Here is a 17,438-nt window from a genome sequence, read left to right as displayed (position 1 = left end):
TCCGTTGTGTTCAACTAGGGGTATTGACCGCCGCTCGATCCGGCATATCTCGCTCATTCACTCCCGACAAGCAACCGACCGTGCGAACGCGGAAAATCAACTCCCTTACGCCTACCTGTTTGGTTCTTCTCGGAATTGAGTGGCAGGGGTGCCGGATGTTGGATTTTTCAGGAATTTTTGCTCATGCGTCCAATGAGCAAAAAAGGAAGTCCCCGACGGGGCACGGCCAACGCGCACTCTGGGTTAAATAGGCAATATGCGTCGAGTTGCGCTCGGCCGGTTTTTAGGTGATGATATGGAGGTGATTTGTTTGCTTCCCATCGCTTTCCAATATTCATCTCTATGGCCGAAATCCAGTTCGATAACGTCGATTCGATACTCACTTGTTTTGACGAACTCAACGACCCGCGTTCCCACGTTAATCGACTCCATATCTTCGGCGATCTACTCGTCATTTGTATCATGGCGGTCATTGCAGGAGCCGATGGACCGCAAGCAATCGGCATCTGGGCGGACACTAATCAAGCATGGTTGAAAAAGCATCTCAAACTCCCCAACGGTATTCCGTCTCACGATACGTTGGGACGCTTGCTTGCAGCCCTCAAGCCACTCGCATTTCAGAACTGTTTCCAGGCATGGATTCAAAAGGTTGCACCGTTGGAGGAAGATGCCGCGATGAATCAGATCGCGATTGACGGTAAGGCTCTCCGACGCAGCCACGATCGGTCAAAAGGACTGGGGCCTTTGTGGTTGGTTAGCGCCTGGGCAGTCGATCGCTCGATCAGCCTTGGGCAACTCGCCACGGAAGAGAAATCTAACGAAATCACTGCGATTCCTGAACTTTTGGACAATATTGAAATCAAGGGGGCGGTGGTCACGATCGACGCTGCAGGGTGTCAGCGAGAGATTGCTAAGAAGATCATTGATGGCGAAGGCGACTTTGTTCTTGCGCTCAAGGGCAACCAGGGAAAGCTGCATGACTCCGTACGGGACTATATCACCAAGCATATGGAAAATGACTTCGCGGACATCAAGGTACGCCGCTACGCTGAGACTCTCAAAGGACACGGTCGTGTGGATGAAATCACCTACTACCATATGCGGGCTCCGAAGGAACTTGCGAACTTCGACAAATGGTCAGGATTACGCACGATAGGTGTCGCTATCCGGCAAAGTGAGAGCGGCTCAAAGTCCTCAACCGAGGTTCGATTTTTCATCGCTTCGATTGTACCGGGAGTAAAGAAGTTTGCTCGCTACGTACGCGGTCACTGGGCGATCGAGAATACGCTTCATTGGTGCCTCGATGTGACATTCCGCGAGGATGAAAATCGAGTCCGCGAGCGAAACACTGCGAACAATATGGCGTGGCTGAAACGCTTCGGTCTGAGCATGCTGAAGCAGCAAGACGACAAGTACAGCGTTGCGATGAGGCGACGAGTCGCTGGTTGGAACCTGGACTATCTCGCTAAAGTACTGGGAATTCCCGTGCTATAGTGTGCGTTTGCCGTGCCGACGGGGAGCATTCTCGTCGAGGACTTTTCGCACTATTGGCGAGCTATCGACCGAGATATCCCTTCGCAGGCCAGCGTCGCCGTAGTGCCCGCGTCCGTTTTTCCCGGCACAATTCAGTGTCTCGCCTAACCTCTTGCGAGGCAAAGAAATCATTAGACGCAGGAGTCAATGCCTTGGAAATCCACCACGCTGTGTAGCCACCGAGCAATCAAATTGCGAGGAGCACCTGTGCCCGCAAAAGTCCTTCCCAGAAGTGGCTGCTAACTTCGTCCTCGGCGTTACTATTCGTTGCCTGTTCCTAGTTTCCCCGGCAACGTCTTTTCAGCAGGAGTTTCGCCGGATGTGTGAGCGTCGCGGAATCGAGTTCGACAACCAATATGTTTGGGATGGATGTTGCAAATCGTCGGGCCGCTAGCCCTACGGCGATGATTGGTGTCCACGAGCCCAGGCCGATGGCCTGAGCTCGGCAAACTGCTAGGGCGTCGCCCCGATACGGTTTTCCCCTGCGAATTACCCCCGTCACATTTGTATTCCCGTCACATTTGTATTCCTCGATCAGTCACCAGTGCGAAGCATCCACCAGCGACTCTGGAACGCTTGCACCGATGATCGACAAGACTCAACGGATTGTCGGTGGTGTGTTACAAACGATGCTTGCCGACGCGTGCATAGAGGTTTGGCCCTGATGGGATCGTGATCGTGCACCGCTCTTGGTCGAAATGGTCATCGTTGCTTCGCGATTGGAGATGACGAGGTGTCGTCCAACAGCGTCGGTCTGTCGATTTCCATTTCACCGGTGGGGCCCGACGCCCGCGACGGACTGCCGCGTGGCGAAGCTTTGGAGTTTCTCAGTGCGAGCACCTCGCCGAACGGGTACAATGGCGCCAGAAGATATTTTCCCATTTATCCAATGTGCTAATGATTCGCCCACTGATTTCACTCTCGATCGTCCTTCTGCTCGGTTCGTTCACGGTTGGCAAAGAGGTCAGCTTTGACCGTGAAATTCGTCCGATCTTGTCAGAGAATTGCTTCGCGTGTCATGGTTTTGACGCGGATGCCCGGGAGGCCGGACTGCGGCTCGATAGTCGCGTCGGGGCCGTGGAAGAAGGGGGCGCGATCGTCCCAGGTGACGCCGCCGCCAGTGTGTTGATGGAACGACTCCGTAGCGAAGATCAAGACATGCGAATGCCGCCGGCAAAAACCGGGCACAAGCTCACTGACACGCAGATTGAAACAATCGAGACATGGATCGATCAGGGGGCAGAGTACCAAATGCACTGGGCATTTGTGCCGACCAGCGATGTTGAGGTGCCACAAAAAGGAGTATCGGAGGCGACCCATCCGATCGATTCCTTCATTCATGCGAAACTCGCTAGCGAGAATCTCACCGCCTCGAAACAGGCGAAACCTGAAACGCTCATTCGCCGCGTGAGTCTCGATTTAGTCGGGCTGCCGCCCTCGATCGAGGAAATTGAAACGTTTCGCAAGGAGTCGGAGGTGGATTTCGACGCCGCGTACGACGCTCTCGTCGAACGATTGCTCGCCAGTCCCCATTATGGTGAACGTTGGGGGCGATGGTGGCTCGACCAGGCCCGTTACGCGGACAGCAACGGGTACTCCATCGACGCCCCGCGAGAAATATGGAAGTACCGCGATTGGGTGGTCCAAGCCCTTAACGCCGACATGCCCTTTGACCAGTTCACGATTGAGCAACTCGCGGGCGATCTGTTGCCCAACGCGACGCAAAATCAGCGGATTGCGACAGGCTTTCACCGCAATACGCCCATCAATCAAGAAGGCGGTATCGATCCCGAACAGTTCCGCATCGACAGTATCATTGATCGTGTCGGCACCACCGGCACGGTGTGGTTGGGGATGACGGTCGGCTGCGCTCAATGTCACGACCACAAGTTCGATCCGTTGACGCAGCAGGATTTCTATCGACTCTTTGCGTTTTTTAACAACCAAGACGAACCGTCGATCAAGATCTATCCGACTGACGTCGATGCTCCCTCGCTGGTCGCCGAACAAACAAAGCTTACTGACCAACAGCAGAAACTTCTCAGCGAGCATGCGGTGGAAATCGCTAAGTGGGAAGCGTCGCTCGATCCGGAGAGCAAGAAATCGCTCTCCCAAGCGACTCTCAAATCGCTGGCGGTACCAGCCGAAAAACGCAAACTCAAGCAAAAGGTTGCGATTGCAGTCGCCAGTGGAGTGCTGCCGAGCGACTCGCCCATGGACGAGTGGGTAAAGCGTCTGGGCCAGATTGCCGAGCAACTCGGCCGGGGCGTTTCCACGATGGTACTCGCCGAGCGATCCGAGCCACGCCAGTCCCATGTTTTCATCAAGGGTGACTTCACACGTCCCGATGAGGAGGTGCAACCGCAAACGCCTGCGGTGCTGCCTCCGCTGCACCCGCAAAACAATCCGCCCAATCGATTGGACCTCGCCCGGTGGATCGTTTCACCCGAAAATCCACTTACCGCACGCGTGATCGCGAATCGAGTTTGGCAACAGTACTTCGGGCGTGGATTGGTCGAGACGGAGAACGACTTTGGCTTGCAGGGAACCTCGCCGACGCATCCGCACTTGCTCGATTGGCTGGCGGCTGAGTTGCAGCGAAACGGGTGGAGCCTCAAGGAACTGCACCGGCTTATTTTGAGCTCGGAAACCTATCGACAAAGCTCGACGGTGCGTGCGGACCTGCAAGAGCGTGATCCGATGAACCTGTTACTCGGACGTCAAAATCGTCTGCGGCTCGATGCTGAAGTTGTGCGTGATGTCGCGTTGGTGGCCAGCGGATTGTTCTCGCCGAAGATTGGGGGGCCGCCGGTCTTTCCGCCGATCCCCGATGGTGTGATGAACCTCGGACAAGTTCGCCGGACATGGCGGACGAGCGACGGAGCGGATCGATACCGGCGGGGACTCTACACGTTTGTGTACCGCGCCACCCCGTTCCCCTCGCTCAATGTCTTTGATGCCCCCGACGGTCTTGGGAGCTGCACGCGGCGACTTCGTAGCAACACGCCCCTCCAAGCGTTAACCCTGCTGAACGATCTCGCCTTTTTTGAGTTCGCCCAGGCATTGAAAACGCGAATTGAAACCGAAGGCATCGCGGTGGCGTTTGAACGCTGCACATCACGTCAACCCAGTGATGAGGAGCTGGAACTGTTAAGCCAACTCAACTCACTGGGTGCTGCACGTGCTTTGCTGAACTTGGACGAAACCATTAACCGCGAGTGAACTCATGAATCAAAACGACCAAGCACTACGTCGCCAACAGCAACTCCAGTCCTCCACACGTCGGCACTTCTTCAGTCAATGTTCGATGGGGATTGGATCGATAGCGTTGGCGACGCTGATGTCCGATCGCGAGCTGTGTGCCGAGTCAGCGGCGACAGAGATGACCAATCCGCTGCAACCTCGCGTCGCGCACTTCCCCGCCAAAGCGAAGAACGTGATTTTTCTGTTCATGGCGGGTGGGCCATCCCAGTTCGAGACGTTTGACTACAAACCCAAGCTCAATGAACTCAATGGCCAGCCGATCCCGCCGAGTTTTGTCGAGGGGAAACGGTTTGCGTTTATGGGAACCAGCCATAAAACGGATTTGCTCGGCTTCATTCCCAAGTTCCAACAGTATGGCGAAAACGGGACTTGGGTTAGCGATTACATGCCGCATTGCGCTCAAATGATCGATGAGTTGAGCATCGTCAAAACATGCAGTACTGATTTGTTCAACCACGCGCCGGCGAAGCTATTTATGAATACGGGCACCGGGCTATTTGGACGCCCGAGTCTCGGTGCCTGGACCACCTACGGACTCGGCAGCGAATGCGATAACCTGCCTGGGTTTGTGGTGCTGCAAAGTGGTCCGCGTGGTCCGAGGGGCGGGGCAACCCTGTGGAATAGCGGTGTTTTGCCGACCACTTATCAAGGCGTTCCCCTGCGGAATCAGGGCGACCCCATCCTGAATCTATCCACGCCCGGTGAGATTACCGGCGCCGAACAACGCAAACTCATTGATACGCTCAATGAACTGAATTTGAAGCGATTGGTCGCGACCGGTGACCAGGAGATTGCGACTCGAATCAGCGCCTATGAGATGGCATACCGAATGCAATCCAGTGCCCCGGAGTTGATGGACACGAGTGACGAGTCGGCGGCGACGTTCTCAGAGTATGGAATCAAGGATCCCAATGAAACCAGTTACGCGAGAAATTGTTTGCTCGCCCGACGACTGGTCCAGCGTGGGGTGCGGTTCGTGCAGCTCTACCATACGAACTGGGACCATCACGGTGGTCCCACTGAGAACCTGGAGACGCACCTTCCTGCCATCTGCAAGGAAATTGACCGATCAACCGCAGCATTGATTGCGGATTTGAAGAAGCGTGGCATGCTTGATGAGACGATGGTGATCTGGGGAGGTGAATTCGGACGCACCCCGATGGGAGAAGTCCGGCAGAACACGGGACGGAACCACCATATCGATGCTTTCACGATGTGGTTTGCTGGCGGTGGATTTAAACCGGGCACCGTTTACGGCGAGACGGATGAGTTCGGGTTCGGACCGATCGACAGAGCCTGTCACGTGCGAGATCTCCATGCCACGATCCTCCATCAACTCGGACTCGATCACGAGCGATTGTCCGTCCCCTTCCAGGGACTCGATGTTCGGCTGACCGGCGTCGAAAAAGCGAATGTCCTGCACGAAATCGTTTCGTAGTGACACCTCTCGCTGCATTCCTTCCTTCAATCCCACCCCAGAAAGCAGCCGCGATGTTTCTTTTTTACACGTTTAGGAGGCCAACGCGCCATGCATCATAAAATGGCGATCTTCGTCGCCTGCTGCTTGGGAGCTGTCTCGGTTTCGGCGGCCCCATTGGTGAACAATGGCAAACCGACGGGAGAGTTTGTCTTGCCGGCTACGCCAGCGGGCGCGGAGTCCTTCGCGACGGAGGATGTTCGTGGTTGGATTGAGAAGATCACTGGGGCGAAAGTGCCCATTGTTTCGGCTCCCAGCGAGTTGGCGAATACAAAAGTTTTCGTAGGCACCACCTTTGCCGGTGACTTCCCCGAGGATCTCGACCGACTGCAAGGCAACGACGGGTTTGCCGTACGCCGCCGGGGCGACGATATCTATGTGTTCGGTAGCCGACCGCGTGGGACGCTGTACGGTTTGTATGCGTTGTTGGAGAAGAACAGCGATTTGATCTTTGCCCGACCGAACGAGGATTTTGGAACGGTTCACGGACAGACGCCTGATTTTGAAGTGGCTGAATCGGACTTCATCGACATCCCAGTATTTCTCAACCGCCGGTTCGGCCCCAATTGGCCGGCGCACCGTGCGACGGGTGAATGGTTGCTGCGAAACCGTGACAACACTCGCGATGTCCGTGCCAACTACGATGGTTTTTTGGACCTCGACCAGGTCGAACCCTACGGAACAAATTTCGCCGTTCCGATTGCTCGCCATCAGCAGCAGCACCCGGAATATTTCGGCTACGACCCGATTAAGAAAGCCCGCCGCTTCGTCAAGCACGGCGAGGGCACGATGTGCTTGAGCGTTCCAGAGCTACCCGCCATTTGGGCCCAGGGGCTTGCCGATGATGTTGCTAAGCATGAAGCCCGTTTCGGTCGCCCCGTCGATCATGTTCGTTTGGGGCCGGGAGACAATTGGTTCTGTTGCCAATGCGAACGCTGCATCGCTCCGTTAACGCTGCCCGACGGCACACAATTGAAATGCCAAGATCCGGATTCGATCAAAGACCCGTTGTTTCGATCCACGCAGATCATGATGTTCATCAACGAAGCGATGGAGACCTGGACGAAGTTGCGGCCTGAAATCCCGATTCACGTGTTGGCGTATATCCATTTCGCGGAGCCACCCCGTGTGCCGCCCCACCCTGATCTGGGGATTTGGTTTGCACCCTATCCGACCAGCAACGAGCACTTCCCGCTGCTCGACCCGCGGCAACCCAAACCCTGGGGAAGGCGATTCGAAAAGTGGCTGACCATGACCGATCGACTGGGGTTCTACGAATACTTTGAAGCTAAACCGTCGCCTCAGGGGTTCTACGCGGCAGCCAATCTGCGGGCCGTGATGGACCGACCGGACCACCCCAACTCGCTGATCTATTCCGAGATCAGTAACGACTTCGGCACCGATGGGATCGGCAACGGCCAGTTCGGCTGGGACGTTGGGCAGATGAACCTATGGGTGCATACCCGTCTGTTTTGGGATCCGACTGAGGACGTTGATGCGCTGTACCACTACTACATTGACCGGACCTATCGTGAAGCTGCTCCGCAGATGCGGGCCTACTACGACTTGATCAAAACCAGTTGGTTGGCGGCCGACAACGATACCGTCAGCTCTTGTCATGCCAGTATCGCCGGCGTGTACAAGGGACTGATCGTTGATCGCGGCCTGGAAAAAGAGTGCATGCGTTTGTTGAGCGAAGGCGAGGCGGCCGCGCAGCACCCGTATTCCAAAATGATGATTCGCCGGATGCGAGAACAGTACCAAGGGTTCGGCAAAGACATGGCCCGGCTGATGGTCGCTAACATCCCCGAGATCCATGGCGAGGCGGATCACTTTGATTCCCTCCAGTGGGAGAAACCGATGGTGAACGACGACTTCCAACTGGTCACACGCGATGGCGAAGTCCCGCAAGCTTTTTCCAGTACGAAGCTGCAAGCGGTACACGATGGTGAATCACTTTTTCTTCGGTTTCGTCTCGAAGGTCACCCGTTAGCGAAAGTTCCCAACGCCGAACCCAATACGGAACAATGGCCGCGAGGCGATCATGTCGAGTTTTGGCTGTTTAGCGGCGGCGCCCGCTACGTATTCGCATTCAACGCTGGCGGTATCCAATACGACGCCAAGAATCTCGACCGCAGTTGGGATTCCAACTGGAACCTGAACGTTCGCCCAACACCCACCGGCTGGGAAGCGATCGCCAGTATCCCGCTCTCTACGTTTCAGTTTGTAGCGGGACAACCGACCAACGTCCGTTGGTTCTGTACGCGTGAGATCAGTCATCGCGAACAGCCTTCGAAAGAGGTTTCCTATCAAGGGAAGCCACTCTACTATCGCAATTTCCCAATCGTTATCGAGTGAGGGATATCAAATGAGCTTGGCGTTTTGACAATGAGAACTGTATTCAGTCTATTGATATTTATCGCATCCAATTCCGCGTTGGCTGCACCACCGCTTGCGATCGACTTTTCCGATGGCCAGCCTACGGATTACTTCACCGAATCAACGGCCGCTCGGGTGACGCGTGCCATGGTTGATGGCGTGCCGGTCCTGCAGGTTGCCGATGCGACCGTCCATCTGCAAGACGTACCCGTGGTGCCGTCGAGCAGATACAGCCTCAGGCTGAGGGCGTCCTTTGAAGGCGAGGTGGAGTCGATCGAGGAGAATCCTCGGTTTGACCTTTTCCTTCAAATGGGGCAAACCAGTTCGCACCTGCCGTCACGCACGGTTCAGTTCATCGACGCCGCCGGCAAGCCCTGCGGACGGCGGCTAACGTATGCCATGGCCTACCGTAAACCACACGACTATCACGACGTGTTTTATACACCTCAAGATGCCGTCACGGCGCAGATCCGCTTCTCCTCTGGCAACGGCGTCCGCTTGGTATTCTCGGATCTACGGTTGGAGTCGAGCGTCGACGATTCCACTCTCAATATCAATCCCTCGTTTGAACTGGGGCCTGACAACTATTCAGGCTGGCAAAATATCTCCGCTGGCGGAAAGTTGCTGCAGCGGGACGGCAAGACCATCCTCGACACCAAGTACGGATCCACCGGCCAGCGAATTCCGCTGCGGGAGCCGGGCACCTATGCATTCTCAGCACGGGCGACTGGCAACGGCCACAATTCCGTTGTCACCGTTCGCGTGTTCGATGCGAAGGACAACGAACTGATGCGGAGTTCGACGCGGCGATACGGTCCACAAACCTATTTCGTACCACCCTCGGAGGCAGTCTACGCCTCTTTTCTGGTGTATAGCTGCTTGCTCGAGGAAGTTCGACTGGTCCGCGTTGGCGATGAAGATGCGATCAACGCGTCCAAGCCGTAAGGGGCCGTCAACAATCAGGCCAGAACGGATCCAATCACGGAACGCTCGGCCACCAAGTAGAACGATGCACACACGCACCTATTGGAATTCTAACAAGGTGTCTTTTTCAGTCCGTAGAATACTCGTTGGGACAAAGCCATTGAGATCGATAAAGCCAACATTACTATTTTGTCTCCTGCAGAGCGTTGCTCTGATCGGCATCGGACACGCTGACGATCCGCCACTCACTCTATATAACGTGCCTGCCCTCAGTTCGATTCCACGGCTGCCGGACTCAATTCCATCGGATGCGCGGCTCGGCAAACAAGTGCGATTGCTGGCTACGCCAGGAGAGTACGAACCCGGATCGTTTCTAATTTCGCCCAACGTCGATGTCGCGAAGTTGACGCTTCAGGCTTCGGCGCTGTCGAACTCTGCAGGGATATCGATTCCGCATGAAAACGTTGATCTCAAAGTGGTCAAGTGTTGGTACCAAGGTGGCACCGCATGGTACAGCTATTTCGGTGATAGCAACCGTCGCGAGCTGGTTCCAGAATTATTACTCAACGACGAGAATCTTGTTCGAGTCGATCGCCAGAAACAGGAGAACTACCTGCGTGTTGGCGATGAGTACCGCTGGATAAGCTATCCGCGGGACGAGGCGACCGAGTATTTCAATTACCTCACCGAGCCAGTACGCGACAGCGAGACGTTGCAGCCGCTGCGCCTGCAACAGGGTGAAAACAAGCAGATTTGGGTGACGGTCAAAGTTCCTGAAGATTGTCCGGCCGGAACGTATCACGGCACCATTGAACTGCTGGCTGACGGCGAACCCGCCGACGAGGTGCAACTGGCGGTGAAGGTCCTGCCGTTCACGCTGCCAATGCCCAAGACCTACTATGATATCGATCTTGACTACCTGGTCACGCTCTACGGAACGGGCATCCTCGATCTGTGCCGGCGATTGGATATCTCGCAAGAGGACACCGATCGCCTGCAGATGGGGATCTACAAGAACTTGATAGAGCACAATGTCTTCAATTGTCGATCTGATTTGACGCTGAGCCATCAACGAGACCGCGATGCAGCCATCGCGCACCTGCAACATGAGCTACGGATGATGAAGGAGGCGGGGTTTCAGATGAAGCCGCTAATCTCGCGTGGTTGGGCATACCCCGCCGGGGAGAAGAGCCGTGACGATTACAAGGCCCGCATTGACGACCTGATCGAGACTCTCGTCGGCGAAGTCGGGCACCGCGATATCTATATCGCCAGCTGGGATGAAGCCGGTGTGGACCGTATTAAGATCATCCGAGATTATGCGAGCTATACCACGTCCAAGGGAATTAAATTGTGGTTAACCACGCACCAGGGAAGACACTTCGAACTGGCGGGGTATGTGATCGACTATGCCAACCATGGTGGTTGGCCGACACGCGAACATGCTGATAAGTGGCACGCGATAGGAGCCAAGGTTACGAGCTACGCTGGCCCTCACACCGGTCCAGAGAACCCCGACGTTTTCCGCCGGATGGAAGGTCTGACGCGGTACAAGGCGAACTACGACGGATCATTCAACTACATGTACTATGCGGGTCTACATCCATCGCTGTACGAGCGACAGAAATCGAACATTTGGAATGACGTGATGGGAGGCGCGTTCCGTAAGATGAACTTGGTATATCCCACATCCAACGGTGTCATCGACACGATTGCGTGGGAGGGATTTCGCGAGGGGATCGACGACGTCCGCTATGCGACCAAGCTCAAACAGGAAGCCGCTCGAGCGATTGCTAGCGGCGACGTGGAGGCGATCTACACTGCGAAGAAGGCACTGATGTGGCTGGAATTGCTCGACGACAAATCGGCCGATCTCAATGCGGTGCGACTCGAAATGATCGAGCATATCTTGAAACTTCAATCTGTAATGGGATCCTCAAAATGAATTACTTGACAATCATTATCCTGGTTCTGATAGCGCTGGCCCAACCACTTCGTGCAGACGAGTTCGAGGGGCGAAAGGTCTACGAATGTCAGTTCATGCAGGACCCACCCTATGGCGTGAGTGCCTGGGCGACGTCAGAATTGGTGAAGTCTGGCGAAACGAAAGAGAACCGGTTTGTCCCTTACAATAGTGATGCGGCCAAGCAATTGATTCTCGATGCCACCACGCTGCGCGATGTGAGTGCGAATCCTGAATTGACGGATCACGAAACATCGTTCTACATGGTCTACGATGAATCCGGCTGGTATATCTACATTCACAGCCAAGAGCCCGAGATCGCTAGCTTTGTCGATGAAGGCAAGAATATCGGGCTCGAATTGTTCTTCAGCCCGGGCATGCATGCCGTTCCCTACTATCAGATGATGGTAAACCAGTTGAAGGGACGACTGACACACTACGATTGGGGCATGCCGCACCGTCACTACCGTTCACTGAAAGACAGTGTTCAGCTCGAATCGCGCGCCTTAGAAACAGGCTACGCGACGTTTCTGTTTGTTCCTTGGGAGCGACTCTACGATCGCCTCCCGCTCGACGGCGACTACTGGCGGTTTAGCTTGATGCGTTGGGGGCCGTCAGTTACCTGGGGTGGCCAGGTTCATGACACGGGTAATTTTGGATTAATCCATTTCGCGAAACCGGACGAACAACAGCGTCGGCAAATCAAGTTAGGAATCCTGCGTTCAGCGAGATCAAACTATGTTGCAACCGCAAAGCAAGCCGTTGGATTGTGGAGCGATGCAGAGGTCGGTGACCCCGATTTCTTCAACAAAGTTCTGAAGCCGGTAATCGATCGAAACTCAGCGCTCGCGGATTCGTTGGGCAAGCCCGTTGAGTGGGACGATGAGACTCTCGCGTCGGCTGAAGAAGCAATTCCGGACTGGATGGAGTTCGAGTACAAGATTGCGGAGCTTCGCTCGGGATACTTGTTGGACAAACACTTCCCCAGCGCGCAATAGGCGGCCACACAACAACGCATCTCCGCAAATTGTTTTTTGGTGACGGTCTGTGTGATCTCGGTCACGCGGTTCGGGAAAGTGTTTCAGCATTCTCCAATGCGTTGCGGTGAGGAACGAGCGGAAAACATGTGGCCGAACGCACCGTGGTCGGAATGGTCGAGCGTGGAGAGTTCGGGCACAATATCAGACAGTAATTTTCGGCTCGTTCCTAACGCTGCGGTTTTGGCGGAGTGACGACGCGAATGCTCTCACGGTCGGTATAGATCTTGCCGTGCATGTCAGTCGTTTCGACTTCGATCATGTGAGTTCCCGCAGGCATGATCGCTGGCAAGAATGCACGCCACAGATGATCGGTCAAAGAAGGGCCGGGCAAGGGAGATCCTTGTGGCGGGTTTTCTGCCAATTCTGCCTCTTTCAAATCCCCAAAATAGGGATCGACGCCCTCGACTCGCTCCATTTCCCGCCACTCTCCGTCCGGCAACAGCCGCATGCGAGTTTTGGACATCGTCGTGCCATTGAACACATTGACAATGACTGGGGTCTGCAGCGTTTCGGTCACGTTGACGACGGATGGCAGATAAATATTCATTTGATAATCTTCCGGACGGCGCGCTGCATGGAACTCCAAGTCATATTGGCTCCCATCAAATGAAAGAATGGAATAGCCGTTTGGGCCGCCATCGCTCATCGTTGCGTGGGGGATACCCAGCTCGTCGGGCGCACCACGCCACCAACTACCACATACCGTCACGTTGACCACGTGATGGTGTGGCTTCGGTCCCTTCCATCCATCGGCTTCGTCGATGAAATGGTGCTTCACATAGTGCGTGTGTGCAGAGAGCGACATGGCAAATGGGCGTTGCTCAATCAACCGGTATAGTTCTTGCCGATCTTCGACTTGAATCAGTGGGATATGCATCATCAACACAACGAGTTGATCTTCAGGGATCATACTCAGATCATTGCGAATGAACTCCATCTGAGCTTCGCCAAGGCCACCCGTGTAGTGGCCTCGCTTTTCGTCAGTCGCACCATGCCACATGACATCGTCGAGTGCCATGAAGTGAACCGGTCCATAGTCGAACGAATAATAGGCCGGGCCGTAGATCGATTCAAACGTTTCATCAGACATGGCGTCATCGGCCGCGTCCATGTTGATGTCGTGGTTACCGATAATGTTGTACCAAGGAATGCCGATCAGCGCCACGGCTTGGTTGTGCGGTTCGAAGACGCTCAAGTCGTTGAAAACGATGTCGCCCAAGGTCACGCCCAATGAAGCACCGTGAGCCTCGGCCGCCACGATCTGCTCGATCACATCGTGGGCCATGTATTCGACCTCTTGCACATTTCGCGGCTGGGTGTCACCGAACATCAGAGCTCGAAACTGGTCCGGCTCTTCTTGCGGCACCAATGGAAAATCGACCGAGTTTGGTAAGTCACCTGTCGGCTCAACGCCTGGATACTTCGACGGAGGTGAACCAGCCGGTTTGTGGATGTAGTAGAACTGGGGCAAATTGACTTCGTTTAGCGGCGTCATCATGCCACGCGGCTTGATGACGAAGACGATGCTATCGTCGTCGACGCCAATCTCATACTTGCCGTCTTGGTCCGTCAACACGATATCGCGTCCGTTGGAAATCTTCACGTCCGGCAAACCGGCTTCGTTTTCGTCGCGTTGCTGATTACCGTTCTCGTCTTGGAAAACGTATCCCGACACGGTCGACTTGGGCGACTCGCTGATCGGATGTTGTTTGGTCGTGTGCTCGTGCCCTTCATGAGCCCACACGGGCACAACGATGAAGGAGGAGAGGACCCCTGCCAGAGCAGAGCGGTGAAGTCGAGATGGATTCATTGCGGATTCTCAGAGGGACGAAAGTTCAATTGGTTTGACACTCGGACGCGTCGAGGGGAAGGAGAATCCAATCGGTGCTGGTTTGCAAGCGAAGGAACGGGGAAGATTTGGTGAATACGAGATGAGATCGGCGGCAACGAATGATGCATTTCATTTCTCCAGCTAGAACGCGTCGGCGCGGGGCTCAAGCAAAGCAGGGGTCGACGATGGAACGAAGGGCCAATTGTTCATGAGCCGGACATGGGATTCCAACGCTTTCCGCTCACCGATCGAGGATGCGTTGGTCGTTATGTGTTGGTTGTTGCAACATTGATAGAAATGCTTTGCGAGTTTATGATTGAATCCTCAAACGCAAAAAGGTGATTCCGATGAAGAATATCGCTCGATTAGTGGCATTGATGGCATGTTTGCTATTGGTGCCATGCAGTTATGCCGAGGATGCAGACTCGATTCGTTCCGCCTCAGGGTTGGTCGCGTTCTGGGATTTCCAGGAGGAGGCGGGGCAGGACCGTATGTCGGGTGAATATGCGTTGAAGGAAAGCAATGGTCCGATAGCGACGGTTCAGGGCGGCATCTTTGGACGCCGCTCTGCTCAGATCCGAAAAGGGCAGTGGTTTGCGATCGAGCGATCCAAACTGAAACGTCTCGATGTGCATGGGAAGAATTCCGCGGTCACGGTGATCGCATGGATTTACCCGGAGAGCTCGAAACCCTGGCAAGCGATCGCGGGTGTCTGGGGGGAGACTCGTCGAAAGCGTCAGTACTGCTTGTTTCTAGGTGCGACGACAGCCACTCGATCCGACGAAATGAAACGCTATCCGGTGTCCAACCGAATTCATGGGCATGTCTCTGCCGTCGGTGGTCCCACGCCTGGGTTCCCGTACTGCGTCACGTATTCGAGTGGCGATACCGAGATTCCTTTGCGGCAATGGTCCGTTGTCGCAATGCGTTATAACGGGCGGGATTCACGGGTTTACGTTAATGGCGAACTCGACGCCTGGGAGTTTCGCAACCCGTTTCCGTATGCCGATGGACTCTTTGACGGTGGAGCGGAGGGGGCATCGTTCACGGTCGGTGCGGTCCATCGCGGGGGTGAATGGGGAAACTTCTACAGCGGCCGGATCGGAGGTTTGGCGGTCTTTGATCGAGCCGTGAGCGAAGACGAGCTAGCGAATTTCGGCATCCCCACCCAATCTCAAACGCCCGGTGCAGACTCGGAATGAATGCCCGATTGCCCAAGTGAGATTTGCCGCCGTTCGGCAGATTCGAAATCGCGGCGGGCGTCCCGTCGATTTATCACAGGCAGGGTTCTCAGCTAGGGGTTGGTATTTCCTCCGCAAGCACACGTCGATACGGGAGATGACCCGCAGCGAACCTTGGGTGGTTCTCCAGGCTCCTGGACTTGGGCACAATATCCTATTTTGGGGTCATGCCTCTGGTTAAGGAACAAGCGGAAAATTGCTGTCTGAGATGGTGGTCGAACGCTCCGCGGTCGACCATTCCGACCGCGGAGCGTTCGGCCACTTCTTTTCCGCTCGTTCCGAAGCAGCAACTGCCGATGGGCGGGTTGTGCTTCACCTGTTTTTTTGTTGTGTGAGGGAGTCCGCTGTGGTGCCGAAGTCGAGTCCGAGCCCGTTGACCGCTGGAGAGTGGAAGCTGGTGCTGTTGTTGGCGTCGATCAACTTCACGCACATTTTGGATTTTGTGATCGTGATGCCGCTGGGGGATCAGCTGCGCCATGAACTCTCCATCACGCCGCGTCAATTTGGTTTCGTCGTGTCGGCGTACGGGATTTGTGCAACGATCACTGGCATCATCGCATCGACGGTCATCGACCGCTTTGATCGTCGGAAAACAATGCTCTGGTCGTTCGTTGGTTTTCTGGTCGCGACAGTATATTGTGGTTTCGCGCCCAACTACACGCACTTGCTGGTCGCTCGAGGGCTGTCGGGTTTATGCGGTGGCGTCGTGGCCTCGACCGTGATGGCATTCATCGTCGAGTTGATTCCCGAACAGCGCCGTGGTCGCGCCATTGGCGTGGTGACGTCCTCGTTCGCCTTTGCGTCGACCATTGGGCTGCCGATTGGTTTATCGCTTGCCAATGCGTTTCACCATTTCGGAACGCCGTTCATCGCGATCGCGGCGTTTGGCACGCTGGTGCTCGCGGCGGCAATGATGCTCTTGCCGTCCCTGCCAGGAACTCATCGGGATCTGCACGTGCATCCGCTGAAGACTCTGTTGGACGTCGCCAGCCAGTCGAATCACTTATGGTCGTTCGCGTTCATGATCACGATGATTTTTGGGACGTTCATGATCGTTCCGTATATCGCCCCCTATTTGCAGGCCAACTGCGGTGTCTCTCGAAGCAGTCTGCCGCTGGTTTACGCGGTTGCGGGTCTATTCTCATTGTTTGTGATGAACTTCAGCGGATGGCTGACCGATCATTTTGGCCCGCGACGCGTTTTCGCCGGGGCAGCCGGTGCGGCGGTCGTGATGACCTTGGTGATCACGAACTTGCCGCCGGTCAGTTTGGTCATTGCCGTGCTCGTCACGACACTTTTCATGTGCGTTGCATCGAGCCGTATGGTGCCGGCCCAAGCGATGATGTTGCGTTCGGCGGATCCAAAATCGCGGGGGGCGTTCACAAGTCTCAATACTGCGATGTCGCATTTTGCAACAGGGATCGGTCCGCTCATCTCCGGTTCGATCATCGGAGAGGTCTATCCTGGCGGTCCGCTAACTCAGTATTGGCTCGTAGGAGTGGTGGCGGTCTGTTTCGGCTTGATTGCCATCGGCCTATCATTCATGTTGCGACCGCCTGCGGAATCCGTTGCATTGACCGCGTAAGTTTCGTTGACGCCGCGAGATTTTGTGCTGCTGGCCCCCCAGCAAAAGCCCCGTCACAGCGACGGGACTTTCACGGTTCTCGCGTCTCATTTGCAGCGTTTCCGAACGAGCGAGACATGACTGCTTGAATTCGCCGTCCAACGCTCCGCGGTCGACCATTCCGACCGCGGAGCGTTCGGCCACAATATCAGACAGAAATTT

General features: G+C 55.3%; 10 protein-coding genes. 9 read left to right on the top strand and 1 reads right to left on the bottom strand.

Features of this window, described 5'->3' with window-relative positions:
* Positions 1–342: 342 nt before the first annotated feature.
* The 7 genes from SH410x_RS14725 to SH410x_RS14695 all read left to right on the top strand — a co-directional run bounded on the left by SH410x_RS14725 (position 343) and on the right by SH410x_RS14695 (position 12,538).
* Positions 343–1,494 (top strand): ISAs1 family transposase, encoded by a 1,152-nt coding sequence (locus tag SH410x_RS14725; RefSeq protein WP_473677221.1) that lies wholly within the window; start codon positions 343–345, stop codon positions 1,492–1,494.
* Between the two features lie 936 nt (positions 1,495–2,430).
* Positions 2,431–4,755 carry a PSD1 and planctomycete cytochrome C domain-containing protein gene (locus tag SH410x_RS14720; RefSeq protein ID WP_473677220.1) on the top strand — a complete coding sequence of 775 codons (2,325 nt, stop codon included), beginning with the start codon at positions 2,431–2,433 and terminating at the stop codon, positions 4,753–4,755.
* 4 nt (positions 4,756–4,759) lie between these two features.
* Positions 4,760–6,235, top strand: a complete 1,476-nt coding sequence (locus tag SH410x_RS14715) for a DUF1501 domain-containing protein (protein ID WP_473677219.1) — start codon at positions 4,760–4,762, stop codon at positions 6,233–6,235.
* Between the two features lie 90 nt (positions 6,236–6,325).
* Positions 6,326–8,632: a DUF4838 domain-containing protein gene (locus SH410x_RS14710; RefSeq protein ID WP_473677218.1), complete on the top strand. Its 2,307-nt coding sequence runs from the start codon at positions 6,326–6,328 to the stop codon at positions 8,630–8,632.
* A gap of 30 nt (positions 8,633–8,662) precedes the next feature.
* Positions 8,663–9,598, top strand: coding sequence for a hypothetical protein (locus tag SH410x_RS14705; RefSeq protein WP_473677217.1), 936 nt, complete (start codon positions 8,663–8,665; stop codon positions 9,596–9,598).
* A 139-nt stretch (positions 9,599–9,737) separates the two neighbouring features.
* Positions 9,738–11,522 carry a hypothetical protein gene (locus tag SH410x_RS14700; RefSeq protein WP_473677216.1) on the top strand — a complete coding sequence of 595 codons (1,785 nt, stop codon included), beginning with the start codon at positions 9,738–9,740 and terminating at the stop codon, positions 11,520–11,522.
* Positions 11,519–12,538, top strand: a complete 1,020-nt coding sequence (locus SH410x_RS14695) for a hypothetical protein (protein WP_473677215.1) — start codon at positions 11,519–11,521, stop codon at positions 12,536–12,538. Before SH410x_RS14700 ends, SH410x_RS14695 begins: the two co-directional genes overlap by 4 nt.
* Positions 12,539–12,746: 208 nt before the next feature.
* On the opposite strand, the gene SH410x_RS14690 is transcribed toward SH410x_RS14695, so the two are convergent.
* Complete coding sequence (locus SH410x_RS14690; RefSeq protein ID WP_473677214.1) at positions 12,747–14,390, bottom strand: calcineurin-like phosphoesterase C-terminal domain-containing protein; 1,644 nt, start codon at positions 14,388–14,390, stop codon at positions 12,747–12,749.
* Positions 14,391–14,758: 368 nt separating this feature from the next.
* Between SH410x_RS14690 and SH410x_RS14685 the strand changes: the two genes are divergently transcribed.
* The gene (locus SH410x_RS14685; protein WP_473677213.1) at positions 14,759–15,613 is read left to right on the top strand and encodes a LamG-like jellyroll fold domain-containing protein; all 855 of its coding nucleotides are present in this window, start codon (positions 14,759–14,761) and stop codon (positions 15,611–15,613) included.
* Positions 15,614–16,001: 388 nt separating this feature from the next.
* Positions 16,002–17,237 carry an MFS transporter gene (locus SH410x_RS14680; protein ID WP_473677212.1) on the top strand — a complete coding sequence of 412 codons (1,236 nt, stop codon included), beginning with the start codon at positions 16,002–16,004 and terminating at the stop codon, positions 17,235–17,237.
* Positions 17,238–17,438 lie beyond the last annotated feature (201 nt).

It is taken from the genome of Rhodopirellula sp. SH410 (assembly GCF_055811895.1).
This window is presented reverse-complemented; position numbering and strand designations above follow the sequence as displayed.